This is a genomic window from Flagellimonas hymeniacidonis, from assembly GCF_008040165.1.
GTDB classification, from domain to species: Bacteria; Bacteroidota; Bacteroidia; order Flavobacteriales; family Flavobacteriaceae; genus Flagellimonas; species Flagellimonas hymeniacidonis.
Genome location: NZ_VRUR01000002.1, coordinates 913,451 through 933,003 on the forward strand (window position 1 = coordinate 913,451; position 19,553 = coordinate 933,003).

Annotated in this window: 16 protein-coding genes and 1 tRNA gene; 5 read left to right on the forward strand and 12 right to left on the reverse strand. The window is 37.6% G+C overall.

Going from position 1 to position 19,553, the window contains the following annotated elements:
* Positions 1-13: 13 nt before the first annotated feature.
* The gene (locus tag FVB32_RS13055; RefSeq protein ID WP_147744235.1) at positions 14-409 is read right to left on the reverse strand and encodes a thioredoxin fold domain-containing protein; all 396 of its coding nucleotides are present in this window, start codon (positions 407-409) and stop codon (positions 14-16) included.
* Positions 410-467: 58 nt separating this feature from the next.
* On the reverse strand, positions 468-1,892 hold the full coding sequence (locus tag FVB32_RS13060; protein WP_147744236.1) for an L-serine ammonia-lyase: 1,425 nt from the start codon (positions 1,890-1,892) through the stop codon (positions 468-470).
* Positions 1,893-2,125: 233 nt separating this feature from the next.
* On the opposite strand from FVB32_RS13060, the gene dnaK reads away from it, so the two are divergent.
* Positions 2,126-4,045, forward strand: a complete 1,920-nt coding sequence (dnaK, locus tag FVB32_RS13065; protein WP_147744237.1) for a molecular chaperone DnaK — start codon at positions 2,126-2,128, stop codon at positions 4,043-4,045.
* 63 nt (positions 4,046-4,108) lie between these two features.
* Here dnaK and FVB32_RS13070 read toward each other — a convergent pair whose 3' ends face one another.
* The 4 genes from FVB32_RS13070 to FVB32_RS13085 form a co-directional block, all read right to left on the reverse strand.
* Positions 4,109-4,753 (reverse strand): LuxR C-terminal-related transcriptional regulator, encoded by a 645-nt coding sequence (locus FVB32_RS13070; protein WP_147744238.1) that lies wholly within the window; start codon positions 4,751-4,753, stop codon positions 4,109-4,111.
* Positions 4,754-5,417: 664 nt separating this feature from the next.
* The gene (locus tag FVB32_RS13075) at positions 5,418-6,275 is read right to left on the reverse strand and encodes a TolB-like translocation protein (RefSeq protein WP_147744239.1); all 858 of its coding nucleotides are present in this window, start codon (positions 6,273-6,275) and stop codon (positions 5,418-5,420) included.
* A gap of 224 nt (positions 6,276-6,499) precedes the next feature.
* Positions 6,500-7,222, reverse strand: coding sequence for a 23S rRNA pseudouridine(2604) synthase RluF (rluF, locus tag FVB32_RS13080; RefSeq protein WP_147744240.1), 723 nt, complete (start codon positions 7,220-7,222; stop codon positions 6,500-6,502).
* A gap of 246 nt (positions 7,223-7,468) precedes the next feature.
* Positions 7,469-8,575 (reverse strand): hypothetical protein, encoded by a 1,107-nt coding sequence (locus FVB32_RS13085; protein ID WP_147744241.1) that lies wholly within the window; start codon positions 8,573-8,575, stop codon positions 7,469-7,471.
* Positions 8,576-8,849: 274 nt separating this feature from the next.
* Here FVB32_RS13085 and FVB32_RS13090 point away from each other — a divergent pair, with 274 nt between their 5' ends.
* On the forward strand, positions 8,850-9,833 hold the full coding sequence (locus FVB32_RS13090) for a carbohydrate kinase family protein (RefSeq protein WP_147744242.1): 984 nt from the start codon (positions 8,850-8,852) through the stop codon (positions 9,831-9,833).
* 303 nt (positions 9,834-10,136) lie between these two features.
* Here the strand turns inward: FVB32_RS13090 and FVB32_RS13095 are convergent, their stop codons facing one another.
* Positions 10,137-10,517, reverse strand: coding sequence for a DUF983 domain-containing protein (locus tag FVB32_RS13095; RefSeq protein WP_147744243.1), 381 nt, complete (start codon positions 10,515-10,517; stop codon positions 10,137-10,139).
* A gap of 168 nt (positions 10,518-10,685) precedes the next feature.
* Here FVB32_RS13095 and FVB32_RS13100 point away from each other — a divergent pair, with 168 nt between their 5' ends.
* The gene (locus FVB32_RS13100; protein ID WP_147744244.1) at positions 10,686-11,576 is read left to right on the forward strand and encodes a helix-turn-helix domain-containing protein; all 891 of its coding nucleotides are present in this window, start codon (positions 10,686-10,688) and stop codon (positions 11,574-11,576) included.
* An 89-nt stretch (positions 11,577-11,665) separates the two neighbouring features.
* Here FVB32_RS13100 and FVB32_RS13105 read toward each other — a convergent pair.
* A tRNA-Ser gene (locus FVB32_RS13105) sits at positions 11,666-11,750 on the reverse strand.
* Between the two features lie 104 nt (positions 11,751-11,854).
* On the opposite strand from FVB32_RS13105, the gene FVB32_RS13110 reads away from it, so the two are divergent.
* Together FVB32_RS13110 and FVB32_RS13115 are read left to right on the forward strand one after the other, a co-directional pair.
* Positions 11,855-12,610: a sulfite exporter TauE/SafE family protein gene (locus FVB32_RS13110; protein ID WP_147744245.1), complete on the forward strand. Its 756-nt coding sequence runs from the start codon at positions 11,855-11,857 to the stop codon at positions 12,608-12,610.
* Positions 12,611-12,634: 24 nt separating this feature from the next.
* Positions 12,635-13,828, forward strand: coding sequence for a DegT/DnrJ/EryC1/StrS family aminotransferase (locus FVB32_RS13115; RefSeq protein ID WP_147744246.1), 1,194 nt, complete (start codon positions 12,635-12,637; stop codon positions 13,826-13,828).
* Here FVB32_RS13115 and ribB read toward each other — a convergent pair.
* The 4 genes from ribB to FVB32_RS13135 are packed head-to-tail and all read right to left on the reverse strand — an operon-like array spanning position 13,825 to position 19,494.
* A complete protein-coding gene (gene ribB / locus FVB32_RS13120; protein ID WP_147744247.1) occupies positions 13,825-14,967 on the reverse strand; it encodes a 3,4-dihydroxy-2-butanone-4-phosphate synthase in 1,143 nt (380 codons plus the stop codon). The genes FVB32_RS13115 and ribB overlap by 4 nt on opposite strands.
* Complete coding sequence (locus FVB32_RS13125; RefSeq protein WP_147744248.1) at positions 14,967-16,475, reverse strand: LptF/LptG family permease; 1,509 nt, start codon at positions 16,473-16,475, stop codon at positions 14,967-14,969. Before FVB32_RS13125 ends, ribB begins: the two co-directional genes overlap by 1 nt.
* A gap of 3 nt (positions 16,476-16,478) precedes the next feature.
* Positions 16,479-17,126, reverse strand: a complete 648-nt coding sequence (locus FVB32_RS13130; RefSeq protein ID WP_147745065.1) for a LolA family protein — start codon at positions 17,124-17,126, stop codon at positions 16,479-16,481.
* A gap of 4 nt (positions 17,127-17,130) precedes the next feature.
* Complete coding sequence (locus FVB32_RS13135) at positions 17,131-19,494, reverse strand: DNA translocase FtsK (protein WP_147744249.1); 2,364 nt, start codon at positions 19,492-19,494, stop codon at positions 17,131-17,133.
* Positions 19,495-19,553: the final 59 nt, after the last annotated feature.

Genomic DNA, 19,553 nt, shown 5'->3' on the forward strand with positions numbered 1-19,553 from the left:
GAATCGATTCATTTTACCTAATAAGATTCGATTTTATTTGCGCGATGAAATCATCAATGCCCTGATCGTGATAATTAAGAGGAATGATTTCCCCGGTGGTGTTCTCTACCAAAATTATTGTCGGAAAAACGCCCTGAAAATTGAACTTCTCAGCTATTGATGCATTATATGTCTTTGTAGCTTCGTCCTGCTTTTTTCGTTGCGGAAAATCTATTCGTTCAATCTCGATATCCTGTTTCTCCAAAAAATATTTGAAGTACGGGTCTGAGAGCACATTTCTATCAAATCTAATACAATTTACGCACCAGTCCGAACCTTCAAAAAATACCAATTTATATTTAGTACTAACAGATTCCTTTGTATTAAAGGAAAAAGAAAAAAGAATGAACAGTAAGGGAATGTATTTCAAGAGTGTTGAGGTTTTTAACCGTTAGACTCCTGTAATTTCTGAAAATTTACTGTATAAATCAACAATCACTTAAAAACACTCCTACAGCAAGTCCTCCCTCAGAAGTTTCTTTGTATTTCGTATTCATGTCTTTAGCGGTTTCCCACATAGTGTTGATTACCTTATCCAAAGGTACTTTAGCTTCTTCTGGATTGGTGTCCAGGGCCAATTCTGCAGCATTAATTGCTTTAATGGCTCCCATTGAGTTACGTTCGATGCATGGTATCTGTACCAAGCCGCCAATAGGATCACAGGTAAGCCCTAAATGATGTTCCATGGCAATTTCAGCTGCTACAAGAACTTGTTCAGGAGAACCACCTAATAACTCTGTTAAGGCGCCAGCTGCCATAGCAGATGAAACTCCTATCTCTGCTTGGCATCCACCCATAGCGGCGGATATGGTTGCTCCCTTTTTGAAGATACTTCCTATTTCACCTGCCACCAACAAGAATTTTTTGATATGGTCAAAACCTGCCTGATGGTTCTCAATTACCATATAATACATTAACACCGCTGGGATAACTCCTGCACTGCCATTTGTAGGGGCAGTTACCACTCTACCCAATGATGCATTTACTTCATTGACCGCCAAGGCAAAACAACTTACCCATTTTAAAATGGACCGGAATTTAACTTCGGTCTTTCGAATGGTCTGGAGCCATTCCTCCGGATTGGAATAGGGGAGGTCTCCTTTTAGTTTTTGATGCATTTCAAAAGCACGTCGTCTTACATTTAGTCCACCTGGAAGGGTACCTTCGGTATGACAACCCAAATACATGCATTCCAACATGGTTTCCCAGACGCGCTGCATTTCTGTATCGATTTCTGTTGATGTTCTGAGCGATAACTCATTTTCATGGACAATATCAGAAATGGTTTTTTGCTGTTTTTCACAATAAGCAAGTAGTTCAACGCCTGTTTTTATGGGATATGGGAAAGTCTTAAATGTTTCCTTGTTTTCCTTGGAGTGCACCAACTCTTCCTTTACAACAAATCCGCCACCAATGGAATAATAAGTTTCTGCTTTGGATGTTCCATTTGCCAAACGTGCTTCAAACCGGATTCCATTGGAATGAAAGGGAAGAAATTCTTTTTTGAAGATGATGTTTTCCGTAAAATTGAATGAAATTTGTCGCGTTCCAGCAAAATTGAGTTTCGAGGTAGCCTTAAGATGCTCAATGGCAGGATCTATACTTTCGGTAGGAACGGTTTCGGGGTTTTTGCCCAACAACCCCATCACTACTGCAATATCTGTGGCATGCCCTTTTCCTGTAAGGGATAATGAGCCATACAAATAAACTTTTATGCCAATAACTTCTTCAAAAAGATTTTGCTCTTGTAGCTCTTTAATCCATCGTTCTGCTGCCCGCCATGGACCAAGGGTATGGGAACTGGAAGGTCCGACACCAATTTTGAGCATATCAAAAACACTAATACATTCCATTGATCATATTTGGTGTTTCAAATATAAGACGCTCCAAAGTATAAAATTGAAATTATCGATAATGATATTTAAAGGATCAAGGAATAAGTGAACCTTGACTTGGTTCTCATATTTAGTGTGATTTGTTCCCCCTACATGGGTGACAGCTTGTCATATTCTTTGACATGGCATAATCATTGACATTTCTAGAGCGAGACAAAATTGAATTTTCAACAGATATAACTTTAGATACAATGAGCAAAATTATAGGTATAGACTTAGGTACGACCAACTCCTGCGTCTCTGTGATGGAAGGTAACGAGCCCGTGGTAATTCCAAATGCCGAAGGTAAAAGAACAACACCTTCTGTAATTGCATTTGTGGAAGGCGGAGAGATAAAAGTGGGAGATCCTGCAAAAAGGCAAGCGGTCACCAATCCGAATAAAACGATTTATTCTATTAAGCGATTCATGGGGAATAAATTCTCAGAATCTAAAAAAGAAGCAGATCGTGTTCCTTATAAGGTAGTAAAAGGAGATAACAACACTCCAAGAGTAGATATTGATGGTCGTTTATACACACCTCAAGAACTTTCAGCTATGATTCTTCAGAAAATGAAGAAAACTGCTGAGGATTACCTAGGACAAGATGTAACAAGAGCAGTAATCACTGTTCCAGCATATTTTAACGATTCACAAAGACAGGCTACAAAAGAAGCTGGTGAAATAGCCGGTTTAACGGTAGAACGTATTATTAATGAACCTACGGCTGCATCTTTAGCGTATGGGATGGATAAGAAAGATACGGACCAAAAAATCGTTGTTTTCGATTTTGGAGGTGGTACGCATGACGTTTCCATTCTTGAATTGGGAGATGGTGTTTTTGAAGTATTGGCAACAGATGGGGATACACACTTAGGTGGAGATGATGTAGATCAGAAAATTATTGATTGGTTGGCTGAGGAGTTCAAAAAGGATGAACAGCTAGATCTTAGAGAAGATGCAATGGCTTTGCAACGTTTGCGTGAAGCTGCTGAAAAAGCAAAGATTGAATTGTCGTCTTCTGCACAAACTGAAATTAATTTACCATATGTTACTGCAACAGCATCTGGTCCTAAGCACTTGGTAAGAACATTGTCAAGAGCCAAATTTGAGCAGTTGATAGATGATTTGGTAAAAAGAACAATAGAACCTTGTGAGACAGCATTAAAAAGTGCCGGGCTTTCAAAAAGTGATATCGACGAGATTATCTTAGTAGGTGGTTCAACCCGTATTCCTGCAGTACAAGAAGCTGTAGAGAAATTCTTTGGAAAGAAACCTTCAAAAGGAGTAAATCCAGATGAGGTAGTAGCCGTCGGTGCTGCTATTCAAGGTGGTGTATTGACAGGAGATGTAAAGGATGTATTGCTGTTGGATGTTACCCCACTTTCTTTAGGAATTGAAACCATGGGTAGTGTTTTCACCAAATTGATTGAGGCGAACACTACAATCCCAACAAAGAAATCGCAAGTATTCTCTACTGCAGCTGATAATCAACCTTCGGTTGAGATTCATGTATTGCAAGGAGAGCGTCCAATGGCGGCAGATAACAAAACCATTGGTAGATTCCATTTAGATGGTATTCCACCTGCGCCAAGAGGTACACCTCAGATTGAGGTTACTTTTGATATTGATGCCAACGGTATCATTAAAGTATCTGCTACCGATAAGGCTACGAACAAAACCCAGGATATCCGAATTGAGGCTTCTTCTGGATTGACAGAGGAGGAAATCCAAAAAATGAAGGCAGAAGCGGAAGCTAATGCGGAATCAGATAAGAAAGCTAAGGAGACTGCGGATAAGTTAAATGAAGCAGATGGCATGATCTTTCAAACAGAAAAGCAATTGAAGGAGTTCGGTGATAAATTGTCAGATGACAAGAAAAAACCGATTGAAGAAGCTTTGGAAGAATTGAAGAAAGCTTATGAAACCAAAGATTTGGTAGTGATTGAACCAGCTTTGGAGAAAATCAATGAGGCTTGGAAAGTGGCATCGGAAGAAATGTACAAGGCTCAGGCTGAGGCACAAGGTGCAGCAGGAGGAGAACCTACTGCTGATGCAGGTGCAAATGGAGCTGAGAATGGAGCTGCTGAAGGTGACAACGTTGAAGATGTTGATTTTGAAGAAGTGAAGTAAATTTTCAAATACATAAATAAAAAAGCCCGCAATTTGCGGGCTTTTTTATTTAATATGGCATTATTATGCCGCATTTAATTGATGTATTTCCATCTCTTGAAGCTTCTTTAACGCCTCGGCTTTTGAGTTCACATTAAGTTTCACATAAATGTTCTGAATGTGAAAATTCACCGCGCTTGGGGTAACACAGAGTCTATCGGCAATCATCTTATACGTATATCCCTGAGTGAGGAGTTCAATGATTTGATTTTCCTTTTTTGAAAACCTTTCAAAGGTTTTTGTTTGGAAAGAGTGGATGATTTTCCTTGCAACATCGTGCTCCAGAGCTACTCCATGCTGATGCAGTTCCTCCAGTGCATTGAAGAATCGATTTTTGGTCAGGGGCTTGGTCAAAAAACCATCTGCTCCCTTTTTAAAAGCCTCCCTTATAATGTTGAAATCACATTTCTCACTTGTCATTAAGATTTTAGGAGGGGTGTTTTGTTTATTAAAGTACTGAATTCCGTCAATTCCAGAGATTCCAGTTAAATTAACTTCGGACACAATAATATCTGATTCAATTTTTCCTGAAAGAGACATGAATTTATTTACCGATGTATGTATTTCTGTTAATTCGTACAATAGCTGGTCGCTAAAATAGAATCGATAAAGGGGGTGTAAGTTTTCATCATTATCAATAATCACGATTTTTAATGGGTCAGTTTTCATAGGTACTAGATTTGAGTTATCTGATTTTGTCATTTGCATCTTCATTTTACCCTATTATTAGGGCAAAATGCATCCTGTCGGCCACATCGAGATAGGGGTGTTCAAAAGGAAAGCTTATGATCATCAAAGTATTAATTTATAATACAATGATAAGCTTCACCATGGTCCTAACCAGACATGCTGATAACAATCCTATAAAGGATTAAATCAATAGAAGTTTAGAAAAGGTTTTGGAGTGCTAGAAAAGAACCCTTGTTTGATTAGGGGGACTTGATCCTGCACTGTGAATTGTAGCTTTTTTCATTAGTATAAGATTTGGGATTTGTGTTATTTCAAGAATTAAATTAGGTTTTTTTTTCTTTCAGAAGAGCGTTTTGTAGTTTTTTTCGTTCAAATGCACTTTGCTGTTTTTTGTAAAAACAAACACGACAGACGATGAGGCATGTGCTATAAAGCGCTTAAAACTAAACGTTTGTAGTATATGCAACGAAATAGGATGCCCTTTTGGAGCATCCTATTCTTGATAAAATCGGTCCGGGTGAAATAACACAACCCGTTTCTATGATAAAGTGCAGTTCCCCCTGTTTAATCTATCATAGTTCTATAATATTCAGTATTTGACAAAATCAGATAAGTCTCAGGTAGTGGACCAATTTTTCACATTTTAATCTTCAAAGGAGGTGCTTGTGTACTTGCTAGAAGTTCCAGTGTTCAATGCTGTTTTAAGATTCTCATCGCTATAAGCTACCATTGTACCATCCATAGATTGTCTTCTATAAGCGATTGTTACTTGCTCAATAGTATGGTTTTGACCTCTGTTGGACACCACATAACTCTCTCCTTTTTCAACGTCAAGTTGTATGGCATAATCATCTCTACTACTGTTAATATGACTTCCCAAGTTTACAGAAGGGGTGAGCTTGTTATAGGTAACTTGAGTGGCGTAGAGGTCTAGACCTCCGAATCCATCCCGTCCTTCGGAAGCAAAGAACAAAAGTGTGCTGTTGTATATATTTGGATATAATTCATCTTCTTTGGTGTTGACCTTGGGGCCAAGATTTTTGGATACACCTAAACTTCCATCCGCATTGATATCAGCAACATAGATGTCATATTTTCCATAGCTCCCTCTCATATTCGAAGCAAAGAAAAGGCGTGTACCATCTTCTGAAACTGTAGGGTGCTTAGCAGAAGCATATTTTGGGCATACCTTTAATTTGGTAATATTGCTCCACTTGCCATTGATGTTTTCGGCACGATAAACCTCGTGTATAAGTTCCTTTTTTGAAAACAATCCATACAATGGCTTTTGCTCATTGGATTTGCTAAAATATGCCGTTTTACCATCTTGTGTTACCGACATTGAGGGAATGTAACCTTCAAGTGTGGATAAATGCCCATTTTGATTGGTATTTTCGATGGTTTCTTTACTGTTTTCAAATTTTATTGGATTTTGAGCTGTAGTCAGTGTTACACAAAATAAGCCAATAATTAAAGTTAAGCTGTTTAAAGAACGTGTCATGATGTATAGATTTGGGGGTTAATACATGACAAAGTTGAGCAAAGTTTTTTGAGAATTACTTATCAATTTTTCATAGGTTTTAAATTTTAACGAATAAAAACCGCATTTCATCGAATATATTTTATTCTTTTAACACTTGAAAACAAGCAATATGCAGATTAACGTGTTTTTGTGCATTTTAGCTGATTATTAAAGACTCGTGTTTTTCAGGTCTCTGAAAATACCTAATCGTAGGTTTTGGATGAATTCAATACTAATCGATTAATTTCTCTTAATTCCTGTGCGGTAAGATTTCTCCATTTGCCCACTGGGACATCCAATAACACATTCATAATGCGAACACGCTTTAATTTTTTCACTCTGTAATCCAAATGTTCACACATTCTACGAATCTGCCTATTTAAGCCTTGGGTTAGAATTATTTTGAACTGATGGGAGCTTAATTGTTCTACTTCACATTTTCTGGTTATTGTATCCAGAATAGGTACCCCGTTTCTCATTTTTCTGAGAAAATCATTGGTAATGGGTTTATTAACAGTTACAATATATTCTTTCTCATGATTGTTTCTAGCGCGTAGTATTTTATTGACGATGTCTCCGTCATTGGTCATAAAAATGAGCCCCTCACTTGGCTTGTCCAGTCGTCCAATAGGAAAAATGCGTTTGGGATAGTTTATGAAATCGATAATATTGTCCTTTTCCACCCTTGTGTCTGTTGTGCATACAATACCGACGGGCTTGTTAAAAGCCAAATAGATAGGTTTGTCCTTTGGCTCGGAGATTAATTCGCCATCCACTCGAACCTCATCCTTTGGAGTAACTTTTGTTCCCATCTCCGGGATTTTTCCATTGATGGTAACCCTACCTTGATCTATCAGTTTGTCCGCAGCTCTTCTAGAGCAGTAGCCAACTTCACTCAAGTATTTGTTAATCCTGGTTTCCTTCATAGTGGAAAAAATGGATGTTACTTTGGTAATTGATTTTCAATAAGTTCCAAAAATATGATTTTTGATGCGTAATCTTCCATTTTCGTGGATAGATCATATAGCACTCATTAAGCTGTTTATATTAGCTAGTTGCTCTATGATTCCTATTGTATGGATTCCAAGGTTTGGAATAGGGGACGAAATTACCCTTAAGATTTTTCCCTAAGATGTAAAGAGGTTGAGAAGCTAGTTAGAAATGCCTTCTCCTTATTGTCTTTTTCGGGCTTCGAAATTTTTCATGAACTTTTCAGCATTGGTGCTTGATGCGCCTCGCCCATACAATTTCAACTCTACAAGATGGTCTTCGGCCTTATCAAAATTGTTGAGTATGGAATAGGCCAAAATACAGTTCCAATGAATTCCTACAGCAACCTTTGTGTTTATTCGAGCTTTTTTGTCTTTTAAATTCTTTTCAAGTAAGGCGTCCTCCCAAATTTTTATTGCTTCTTTGATTTTGTCCAAATTAGCTTGGTTTTTCCCATCACCGAAATTGATTAGTGCACGACGGATAATTTCTATTGCCTGGTCTAGCTTTGGATAGCTGGTTTTTTTGCCTTTTGCTGAATTGAATCTTGCTTGCTCCGATTTTTCCTGATAACCAAAAGTATCATTTAAAAAGTTGGCAGCATTTGACAAAGCAGATGTATAAGAATTTTTTTGTAATTCTTGTAAAAAGACCAGTTCGTTATTTTTCCAATACTCCTTTAATTCAGCATTGGAGTCTCTTTTAGGGGTCTCCTTATTATGTGTTGCATTGTCAACTACCTCATTCAAGTATACATTTCCATCTTTGTCATAAACGTTGACCGATACAGGGTTTTTGTACATTATTTCATAAAAGAAAACAGCATTTTCCTTGTTCTTTTCAAACTTTCCTTCATACTCGAATCCGTTAAGCAATATTTCGGCAGTGAAATCAGAATTATCCATGGCTTTTTGAAATCCTTCAATTCGTATGTACTCGTTAGCCATTACCTCTTCATCCAGGACTTCACCAGTATATATGCGTTCAGGAAGTATAGGGTTTCTTGGTTTACCAGCAATCAGCTTTTCCGCTGCTGAATAATTTTCGTAGCGCTCTATCTCGGCTAGATATTCATCATGAATTCTTTCCAATTTCTCTACAAAGGCTTTTTCTTGCTCTAAAATTGAAGGCAAATTTTTCTGTACAACTTTTGGAGTGTAAGTCCAGGCTAAATTTAATTCAATGGTGGGGTATTGTACATAATTGAATTCTATTTTTTCAGTGCTCACTCTTTGTGCTTGTGTAAACATGCCGCTTACGAACACTACTATCAAAAGGAAATTTTTCATGATTTTTGAAAAAAAATTATCAAAGGAGGTTTTAAGAAGAACTTTCATAGCCTGAAGTTAAACTGCCTTTTGTTCTTAACGAGACAACAATTGATAGCACAGATGTTTGGGTTTATAAAAAGGCACTCTGAGTTGGTGTAATTTTCCGAAAACAATTCACGTATATAGCAAGAGCTAAAAACAGGGTCATGGATTCTTTTTTTTAAATTGGGTTAAAAGGATTTTAAGTTTCAATAAGAATGTCATAACTTTTGTTGTTACTAAAAAATCCAGCATGTCAAAATTAAATGTAGCTGTACTTGGACCTATCCCAAGAGATCATATTACCACACACCATGGGGAAGAGATAGAAAAATATGGTTGCGCTACACACACTGCCATTGGGTTGGCCAAATTATTGGGCTCGGATGGCAAGGTCCATTTGGTGTCCCATGTCCGAAAAAAAGATGAAGGGCCTGTTAAGGAGTTACTTTCTTTCTATGACAACTTGGATACCACACATATTACTTCAGATGCTGATCAAGGAGATGTAATCAGTTTAAAATTTATAGACCAAAATAATAGACTTGAAAAGCAAACGGGATTTATGAACCCAATTGTACCAGAGGATTTAGAAGGCTTAATGCATTGTGAGGTTTTCGTTTGCGTTCCCATAACCGACTATGAAGTGCCTTTGGAGACCTTAAAATACATCAAAGCAAATAGTAATGGCTTAATTATTTTTGATGCGCATGGTCCTACGAATACCATTACCATATCTGGAGATCGAAAAATACGCTTCTGGATAGATCGCGATCAGTGGTTACCTTATATTGATGTGCTTAAAATGAATTTGGAAGAATCTAAATGTTGTTGGTTTGAAAAAGAATATCAGTTAGAAGATTTAACTCATTTTGATGAACAGGATCAATCACATTTGTCAGATTTTGCAAAACATTCGCTAGACAGAGGAATCAAATCCTTAATTGTAACGCTGGATGCTAGTGGGGGAGCGGTCTTTTTTAAAGAGGGGGATACCATACGGAGTGAAAAGGTTAAATCTGTTAAAGTGGAGCATGTTATCGACACCACGGGGTGTGGAGATTCTTTTGCAGGTGGATTGGGTTATGGTTTACTAAAAGATCCTACGAACTACTTAAGAGCAGCCAAATATGCCAATGCCCTAGGTGCTTTAAGAACACAAGGCAGAACGTTTGAAGTTTTTAAATCCAAAGAAGAAACGGATCAGATTATTCTTGACAATTATGGTAGCCTTTAAACTGTTTAAATGTAATGTTGTTTGTTGTGCTAAATCAACAGTTATTTCTCGGCACTTTATTACTCCTTCGGGTTCATATGCATCCTTCCAGAGGTTTACTGGGCCATATGCCATGACCTCACCTAAAAAGCGGCAAAATTCATTTTTATCAACCTCTGCGATGAACGCTGAAAATTTATAGGAAAACGTGTGGCAGAATATACACCAGTTGGGTTGTACTTTTTAGTCTATTTCCAGTAATTATTGGCCTGTGTTATTACTACAAATTCCATAGCTAACTTTCATTGTAGATGCGAAATCATTTCAATGAGATATTTCCTTATAACTTTTAAAAAAGTTAATCCAAATATTTCTAGAAAGCCTAAGAATTATGGGCAGCAGGAGAACCATGGTCAACACAATTAACCAATAGGTTGTTATCAAGTTTAAGTCTAGAACTAGGAAGAAAAGGACAAACGCCAATCCTCCAAAAAAAAGACCAACGGGGTAACTTACGTACATGGCGCCAAAGAAGAAAGAGGGCTCCATCTTATATTTTGTATTGCAAACGCTGCAGCGTTCGTTCATCTTTAATGTTTTCCGTATTTTATATGGGTTTCTCTCAGAATACATGAGTTCACTTTGGCATACTGGGCAGCTGCCTTCTATAATACTGTTAAGCTTGGTTCCTTTTAAAAATTTCATGCCTCCCTATTACTTGTGACTTTAAGACTATACTGATTTTTACCGATTATACGTAATTATAACTTACAAGTCTGATTTATAATTGAATACTGTACAAAAATAAGAATCAATCTATTGATAGTTCTCATACGTTAATTGCTATTTTTTGTACTTTTAAGACATATTTATATGAATACGATACCCATCTTAAATATTGCCCAGTTTGATAAAGAGGAATCTCTGGATAACTTTTACAGTAATGATTTAAAGAAGCATTTGCAGAAAAACGCAGAAATCTTCCACAAACCTCATAAACACGATTTTTTTCTTTGTGTACTATTTTTAAAAGGCTCTGGTAGACATGAAATAGATTTTAATTTATACAAAATAGAACCAGGGAGCGTATTCTTTTTAATGCCCGGACAGACGCATTATTGGAAATTCGACGATGATCCAGAAGGGTATATCTTTTTCCACTCCCAAGAATTTTATGAACTCTTTTTTTTGAATAGAAAGCCACAGCAGTTCCCATTCTATTATACGTTTAGTAATCCGCCATACCTGACTGTGACACCCTCAAAACGCTCTGTTTTAGAAGCATATTTTAGGGAAATTTATGAGGAATATCAACGAGCTCCTATGTATCATATTCAGAAAATAGCCAGTTTGGTAAATCTTGTTTATATAGAGTTGTCAAGACTTTATGTTACAGAAGAAGTATCGAATAGGGCTTTATCTCCTACTTATTTACAGACTTTGGCTGCACTGGAAAAATTGATTGCAGCGTCTTACAAGGTGGAAAAGTCAGCTAAATTCTATGCAAATAAACTAGGTTTTACAACGAAGCATTTGAATAGAATTACTAAAACGACACTAAACAAAACTACTACGGAATTAATTACGGAACGGCTCATTCTAGAAGCCAAACGATTGATTGTACATTCTGAAAACCCGTTATCCCATATAGCGGAGGAATTGGGATACGAGGATTACGCTTATTTTTCTAGAGTGTTTAAGCAAAAAACAAATACAACGCCTTTAACATTTAAAAAAGATTATCGTTTGCTTAAACAGGGGTAATTGATTTTTGTTTGATTAAAAAAAGATACTTTGATGATCATAGCTCTAAAAAACAAGTCCCCAATAATCAATGATTATTGGGGACTCTGCGGAGAAAGAGGGATTCGAACCCCCGGAGGTGTGACCCTCAACAGTTTTCAAGACTGCCGCATTCGACCACTCTGCCATTTCTCCTAATGCGGGTGCAAATATACTAACCTTTTTTATTAGAATAAAAACCTTATTACTTTATTTTTTTCGACCTAAACAATCCAATTTTACCTACTACTTTTGCGCCCATGGATCAGTGGTACCATTATGCACTTTTAATTGTTGTGGGCTTCGCGGTTGGTTTTATAAATACCGTTGCAGGTGGGGGTTCTTTACTTTCTTTACCCACATTAATTTTCTTGGGATTGCCTCCTAGTGTAGCCAATGGAACCAATAGAGTGGCCATTGTAATTCAAACAGCAATGGCTACTGCCGGTTTTAAAAGTAAAGGGGTTTCTACTTATCCGTTTAATATTTATTTGGGTATTTCAGCCTTTTTAGGCGCTATCATTGGAGCAAGAATTGCTGTTGACATTAAGGGTGAAACATTTAACCGAATTCTTGCCATTGTAATGATGGCCGTTGTACTGATTATCATTTTTAAGCCCAAAATGAAACTCATTGAAATGCAAGAACGCCTTACAGGGAAGTATTTATGGCTAAGCATTGTGGTCTTTTTCTTTTTTGGTATTTATGGCGGTTTTATCAATGCAGGTTTGGGTTTTTTAATGATTCTATTCATGCACTTTGTCAATAGAATGAATTTGGTTAGAGTAAATGCTACAAAAGTAGTGGTGGTTTTTATTTATATGTTATCGGCTTTAGCAGTTTTTGCATTTAATGATAAAGTAAATTGGAAACTTGGATTTATTTTGGCCATTGGAAATGGAACAGGTGCTTGGGTAGCCAGTAGATTCTCGGTTAAAAAAGGAGATGGATTTATAAAGACATTTTTGGTGGTGATGGTGGTCATTATGGCCATTAAATTATGGTTCTTTACGTAACGATTAAAAACTTAAATTAAACATATGCCTGGGTTTGAACTTTTTGGAGACAATGAAAGGAAACAAGTACAAGACGTACTGGATTCTGGGGTTTTAATGCGCTATGGATTTGATGGAAACCGACAAGGGCATTGGAAGGCAAAAGAATTGGAAGCTGCCTTAGTTGAAAGAATGCAAACGAAACATGTTCATTTGGTCAGTAGTGGAACTGCTGCCCTTACTGTAGCATTGGCAAGTGCAGGAGTTGGAGCAGGGGATGAGGTGATAATGCCCACATTTACATTTGTAGCAAGCTTTGAATCTATTTTAGCTATTGGAGCTGTCCCAATTCTTGTGGATGTAGATGATACATTGACACTTAGTCCCAAAATGGTAGAAGAAGCGGTTACAGAACGTACCAAAGTTGTAATGCCTGTGCACATGTGTGGTTCTATGGCAGATTTAGAAGCGTTACAATCTATTTGCAAAAGACATAATTTGTTATTGTTGGAAGATGCATGCCAAGCTATTGGGGGCAGTTACCAAGGAAAACCATTGGGAAGCATAGGTGACTTAGGTTGTTTTTCGTTTGATTATGTAAAGACGATTACTTGTGGAGAAGGAGGGGCTTTAATTACTAATAAGGAATCGTATTATGAAAATGCCCATAAATATTCTGATCACGGACACGACCATTTTGGTAGCGATAGGGGAGCGGAGCAACATCCATTTTTAGGATATAACTTTAGAATCTCCGAGTTGCATGCGGCTGTAGGGCTGGCTCAAGTTTTAAGGTTGGATGATTTTTTAGCGATTCAGCAACGGAACTATACCATTTTAAGAGAGGCGTTGTCCAATATTCCAGAAGTTACGTTTAGACGTGTTCCCGAAGGTGGAGTGGAAAATTATTCGTTTTTAAACTTCTTCCTTCCGAATGAAGAAACTACAAGGAAAGTGCACCAGAGTTTAGGTGCATCTGGAATTGATGCTTGTTTTTATTGGTATGATAACAACTGGCATTATTACCGAAAATGGGAGCATTTAACCAATTTGAAATCGTTGGGCAGTCTACCCAAAGAAGTTATAGATGGCTTACCTGACTATTCAAAATCGGATTTCTCTGCATCGGACCATTGGATAGGTCGCACTATTTCATGCTTAATTAAGCTAAGCTGGACGGAAGATGAAGTTCATCAACGGGCCGAAAAAATGGTAAAAGTAATTCAGGAAATAGTTTAATAATTTACGTACTCCACAATCTCCAGACCGTAGCCAACCATACCAACACGGCGTGTTTTCCCAGAATTGGTCAATAATCTTATTTTGGAAATATCCAAATCGTGAAGAATCTGAGCCCCAATCCCAAAATCTTTGGTATCCATATCAATTTTAGGCGCTTTTGTAACGCCATCAGGGGACTGTATTTTTTTTAGTTCTGCCAAGCGCCCTAACAAATTCATATTTTGGTTTCCTTGATTAATAAAAATCATCGCACTTTTTTCCTCCCCGTTCAACGCATCAAACATTTTGCGCAATGTTTTATCGGGGTTATTCGTCAAAGTGCCCAGGATGTCATTATTGACCAAGGTAGAGTTTATACGGGTCAAAATAGGCTCGCCACTTTTCCAAGTTCCTCGAACCAAAGCAATATGTACTTGATCATTGGTAGTTTGTTGATAAGCGCGCAAACGGAAATCCCCAAACCTTGTTTTTATATCAAATGCTTCCTTACGTTCTATAAGACTATCATGTTCCATCCGATAGGCAATTAAATCCTCAATGGAAACAATTTTTAAATCAAATTTTTTGGCTACTTCAACAAGTTCAGGCAAGCGGGCCATGCTACCATCTTCGTTCATAATTTCAACAATCACCCCAGCTGGCTTAAGATCTGCAAGTCTAGCAAAATCAATAGCGGCTTCTGTATGGCCGGTTCGCCTAAGCACTCCGCCTTCTTTTGCAATTAATGGGAAAATGTGCCCTGGCCTTGCCAAATCGTGTGGTTTAGTGATTTGCTCCGTAAGAGCGATAACCGTTTTAGCTCTATCCGATGCCGAAATACCTGTAGTCACGCCATTTCCCCGTAAATCCACTGAAACAGTAAAGGCAGTTTCCAAAGGGTCCGAGTTGTGCGTAACCATTTTATGAAGGCCCAATTCTTCACACCTACCTTCGGTAAGGGGGACACAAATAAGCCCACGGCCATGTTTGGCCATAAAGTTTATGGTTTCTGGAGTAATCAACTCAGCAGCGGCCAAAAAGTCTCCTTCATTCTCCCTATTCTCATCATCTACGACTATTATGACCTTACCTTGTCTAATGTCTTCAATGGCATCCTCAATGGCATTGAGTTGTATCTTTTTTTCCTTGGTAACCATTATTCTTCCGAAACTTTTTCTTTCTTTTTAAAGAGATTCTTTATCCCATCAATGATATGTCCAAATCCTATTAACCCTTTATCGGCAGTAGCTCTTCTAGTTAAAGAGATTCCAAGTGGTAACATGATCAATGTTGGGAGCCAGGCTCCTAAAATGTTATTGATATTTCCTTCCTTGGCATAATTGCTAGAAAATACTCCAAGAAAATAATAGGTCAAAAATAAGATAATAGCAACTACCATGGGCAGTCCTAACCCCCCTTTTCTAATAATGGCACCTAAGGGCGCTCCTACAAAAAATAGAATAATACAGGAAAATGCCAATGCATACTTTTTATGTAGAGATAATATATGGCTATTATAAAATTTAAATCTTTTTTGGAGTTCTTCTTTTTTTGAAACCACGGTAGACAAAATACCAGTTACGGTGGATTTGGCACTACCAATGAGCTGTACTCGTTTCCATTCTGGAAGATCTGTTAAAAATGCTTCAATGCTTTGAATACTATCTTTTTTAATTTCCTCCTTTTCTAAAGTTTTAACTGGTATTGGTTTTTCAGCTTGTGCTATTTCCGTGCTATCATTTTTTGCAGCTTTTGAAAAAGCACCCATACGGGTGGTAATGTTCTTGGAAAAGGCCTCCACTTTCTCCAAATTATTTTTTCCAAGGGAATCAATATCCTTAATCAAGCGGCTAACATTTTTCATTTTATCCGTGGTAATATTACGGTCCTCTTCTAAGTCTTGATTGTTCAATTCTGAAATGTCAATATTGATAGTGTAGGTTTCAAATTTTGATTTGGCGAACGGATGTTTTCTTTTATCCTTGCTACCTTTTGGTTTTAGCTCCTCATAGTAGTTGCCATCTTTCAGGACCAGTTGGATGATATCTGAATCCTCACTACTGATCAATTCCCCAGATTTGGCCTTGATTACCGTATTGTTTACGCTTTGATTGGTTTTTTTATGGATGATTACATTATCTAAAAAGCGATCTTGTTCCCCATATTTTCTATCCACTTTTATGTTCATTCCGGAACCCGTTCCTTCAAAGTCGCTGAAAATACCTTCGGTAATGGCAGCAGCAGGCTTTACTTTGGCAATATTACGTCTTAGGTTGAACATTTTTTGCTCCGACTTTGGAATTACCGTATTTGCAAAGAAAAAAGTAACCCCGCCCAATAGAATGACAAATAGGATCAAGCTCCGCATTCCTCTTTGCAAAGAAATTCCAGAAGCTTTCATGGCCGCAAACTCATAGTTTTCAGCAAATGTCCCGAAAGTAAGGATGGATGCCAGCAACACCGTCAGCGGCAATACCTTGTCTACCAGTGTTGGGATGAAATAAAAAATAAACTTACCTATAATAACTATCCCTAGCCCTTTTCCTGCCAAATCATCTATAAAGAGCCAAATTCCCTGAAAAATGAAGATTACAATCAGGATAAAAAAGGCACTAAAGAAATTGTAAAGAAATCGGGATAATATATAGTTGTCGAGGATTTTCAATGCTTAATTTCTTATGATATAGTAGCCCTTGTCCTCATACTTTTTCTCATTAAAAGTAAATAGGGTACTGGATAGCGATTGATTTGTCTTAAATGAATTGACGGTTATAGACGTTTTGGTACTATTCTTACCTGTTTGAATGAGTTTATAAATGTGTTTCGTCTGCGTGTCAATACCTAAAAGAATGGATTTTATCTCAGTATTAGAATCTATTGGGGTCAGTTTTACGTACTGAATTTTTCTTCCACCTACATTTTGTAGGATATCCCATTGATAATTATGTCCAGATCTATAAAATGTGAGCATTTTTGATGGGGTAACATTATTATCATCCTCGGAAACCTGCTCAATGGTAATCTCTTCGTTTTCGGGAACAATGGTGTATACTTTTTTACCATCATTAAGTTGTTGTGCGCCTAAATAGTCCAACATATATTTATCACCACTGATGGTCACATTTCCATTGGTTTCTTGTTTTATGTTGGCTTCGGTATTCTCCAAAGTAGACTTAAAATCGATATAGATATTGTCGTAGCTCATTGCTTTGGTGTATACCTCATCCAACAAGGTTTTTGCTTTGGATGAGTTTTGTCCATAGGAGAAGGCCCCTATAGCAAGTGCACCGATAAAAAGTAACTGTTTTTTAAACATGATGTTATTTTGTTTCATTTTGTAAAAGTTGCTCTAAGGCATACATGTCTGGAACCAAAACCTGGCGCGCTTTACTTCCTTCAAAAGGCCCTACAATTCCAGCGGCCTCCAGTTGATCAATAATTCTTCCAGCTCTGTTGTATCCCAATTTTAGTTTTCGTTGAATAAGCGAAGCGGAACCTTGTTGTGCTGTAACAATGACTTCTGCAGCATCTCGGAACATAGCATCTCTATCCGCGATATCATAATCAATCCCCGTGCCAGAATCTTCTCCTACATATTCAGGAAGCAAGTGGGCATCTGGGTATGCGCGTTGAGAACCAATATACTCTGTTATTTTGGCCACCTCTGGGGTGTCTACAAAGGCACACTGCAAACGGGTAACATCATTTCCTTGTGTATAAAGCATATCACCACGCCCAATAAGTTGGTCTGCACCCTGTGCATCAAGAATGGTCCTTGAATCTATTTTTGAAGTCACTCTAAAGGCAATACGTGCTGGGAAATTTGCCTTAATAATTCCGGTAATGACGTTGACAGAAGGTCGCTGTGTAGCAATAATCAAATGAATTCCAATGGCCCGTGCCAATTGTGCCAATCTGGCAATAGGAGTTTCTACCTCTTTGCCAGCAGTCATAATTAAATCTGCAAACTCGTCAATAACCAAAATAATATAGGGGAGGAACTTATGCCCATCATTTGGGTTCAATTTTCTTGCCTTGAATTTTACATTATATTCTTTGATGTTACGAACCATTGCCAATTTCAGTAATTCGTACCTATTGTCCATTTCAATGCACAAGGAATTCAAGGTGTGAATTACTTTAGTGTTATCCGTAATAATGGCATCTTCAGAATCTGGAAGTTTGGCCAAGAAATGACGTTCGATTTTATTGTAAAGGGTAAGTTCCACTTTTTTGGGATCCACCAAAATAAACTTAACCTCTGCCGGGTGTTTTTTATATAATAAAGAGGTAATGACTGCATTTAACCCGACAGATTTTCCTTGACCTGTTGCCCCAGCCATAAGCATGTGTGGCATTTTTGCCAAATCTACCACAAAGGTTTCATTGCTGATGGTTTTTCCAAAAGCGATAGGAAGTTCCATCTCTGCCTTTTGAAATTTATTGGATGCAATCACCGACCGCATGGATACTATTGTGGCATTTTTATTAGGCACTTCTATACCGATGGTTCCTTTACCTGGAATTGGTGCAATGATTCGGATGCCTAATGCCGCTAAGGAAAGTGCAATATCGTCTTCAAGATTTTTGATCTTGGATATTCGGATACCCGCTTCGGGAACAATTTCGTAGAGTGTCACCGTAGGACCAATGGTTGCCTTGATCTGGGCAATTCCAATTTTATAGTTTTTTAAGGTGCTTACAATCTTGTTCTTATTTTCTTCAAGCTCTTCCTGATTTATGGTGATACCACCAGAAGCACCGTGGGGGTCTAGAAGATCAAGAGGAGGGAATTTATAATTACCCAGTTCTAATTTTGGGTCAAATTCTCCAAAATCCTGAACCAGCTTTTCTGCTTTGATATCTTTTTCTTCTTTTTCCTCAGTAACTTTCTCAACCTTTAAATCAATATCCATTTCTTCCTCCTGTGGAAGGTTTACATCCAACCCAGCTTCTGTCTGAAGGGGTGGAATATCTTTTTTGTGTGTATACGTATCAACCACAACAGGTACATCCGCATCTGTACTTAATTCTATGCTATTTTCGCCAGCAACAGAAACTTTAGGGTTGGTCTTCTTAAAATCGGATTTGATGTTTTGTTTTTGTGAACGAAAGAAGCTGGCGATTCCCTCTGGGGTAAAATTGAAGAGCTGAACCAAAATGACTATCAAAACAAAAATCAATAAAAGAAAAACTCCAATTTTTCCTGTATAGTCTTGAAGGAAATCGTTCATTTCATAACCAATCAAACCTCCTAAAAGTGGTTGCTCCACAGCGAAAAAACCCAAAGCTACGGAGACCCAAATAATACCTGTTAAACCCCAAATCCATTTTCCAATAAGCCCTTTTTTATCCAACCCAAGAAAAAGATATAGTCCTGTAACAGCTAGCAACAAAGGGAAAGCAAAGGAAGCAAGGCCAAAGCCTTTGTACATAAAAAAATGACTTACACCAGCGCCAAACTTGTTCAGTAGATTACTGGCTTGTGCATTTCTGTCCTTAAACTGGGAGAGCATGCTTTGATCTTCTTGCCAAGTAAAATAATACGACATAAACGAGAAGAATAGGGCAATACTGAGTACAATTAATAAACTACCCAAAATGATTTTATTTTGTTTGGATAGTCTTAGCGAAAAACTCTTTTTGGCGGATGTAGGTTTAGATTTTGTCCTCTTCTTTGCCATTCAATTATTTAATAATGGGGCTAATTTACAAATTTACGTTGCTAAAGGTGTTAACAGAT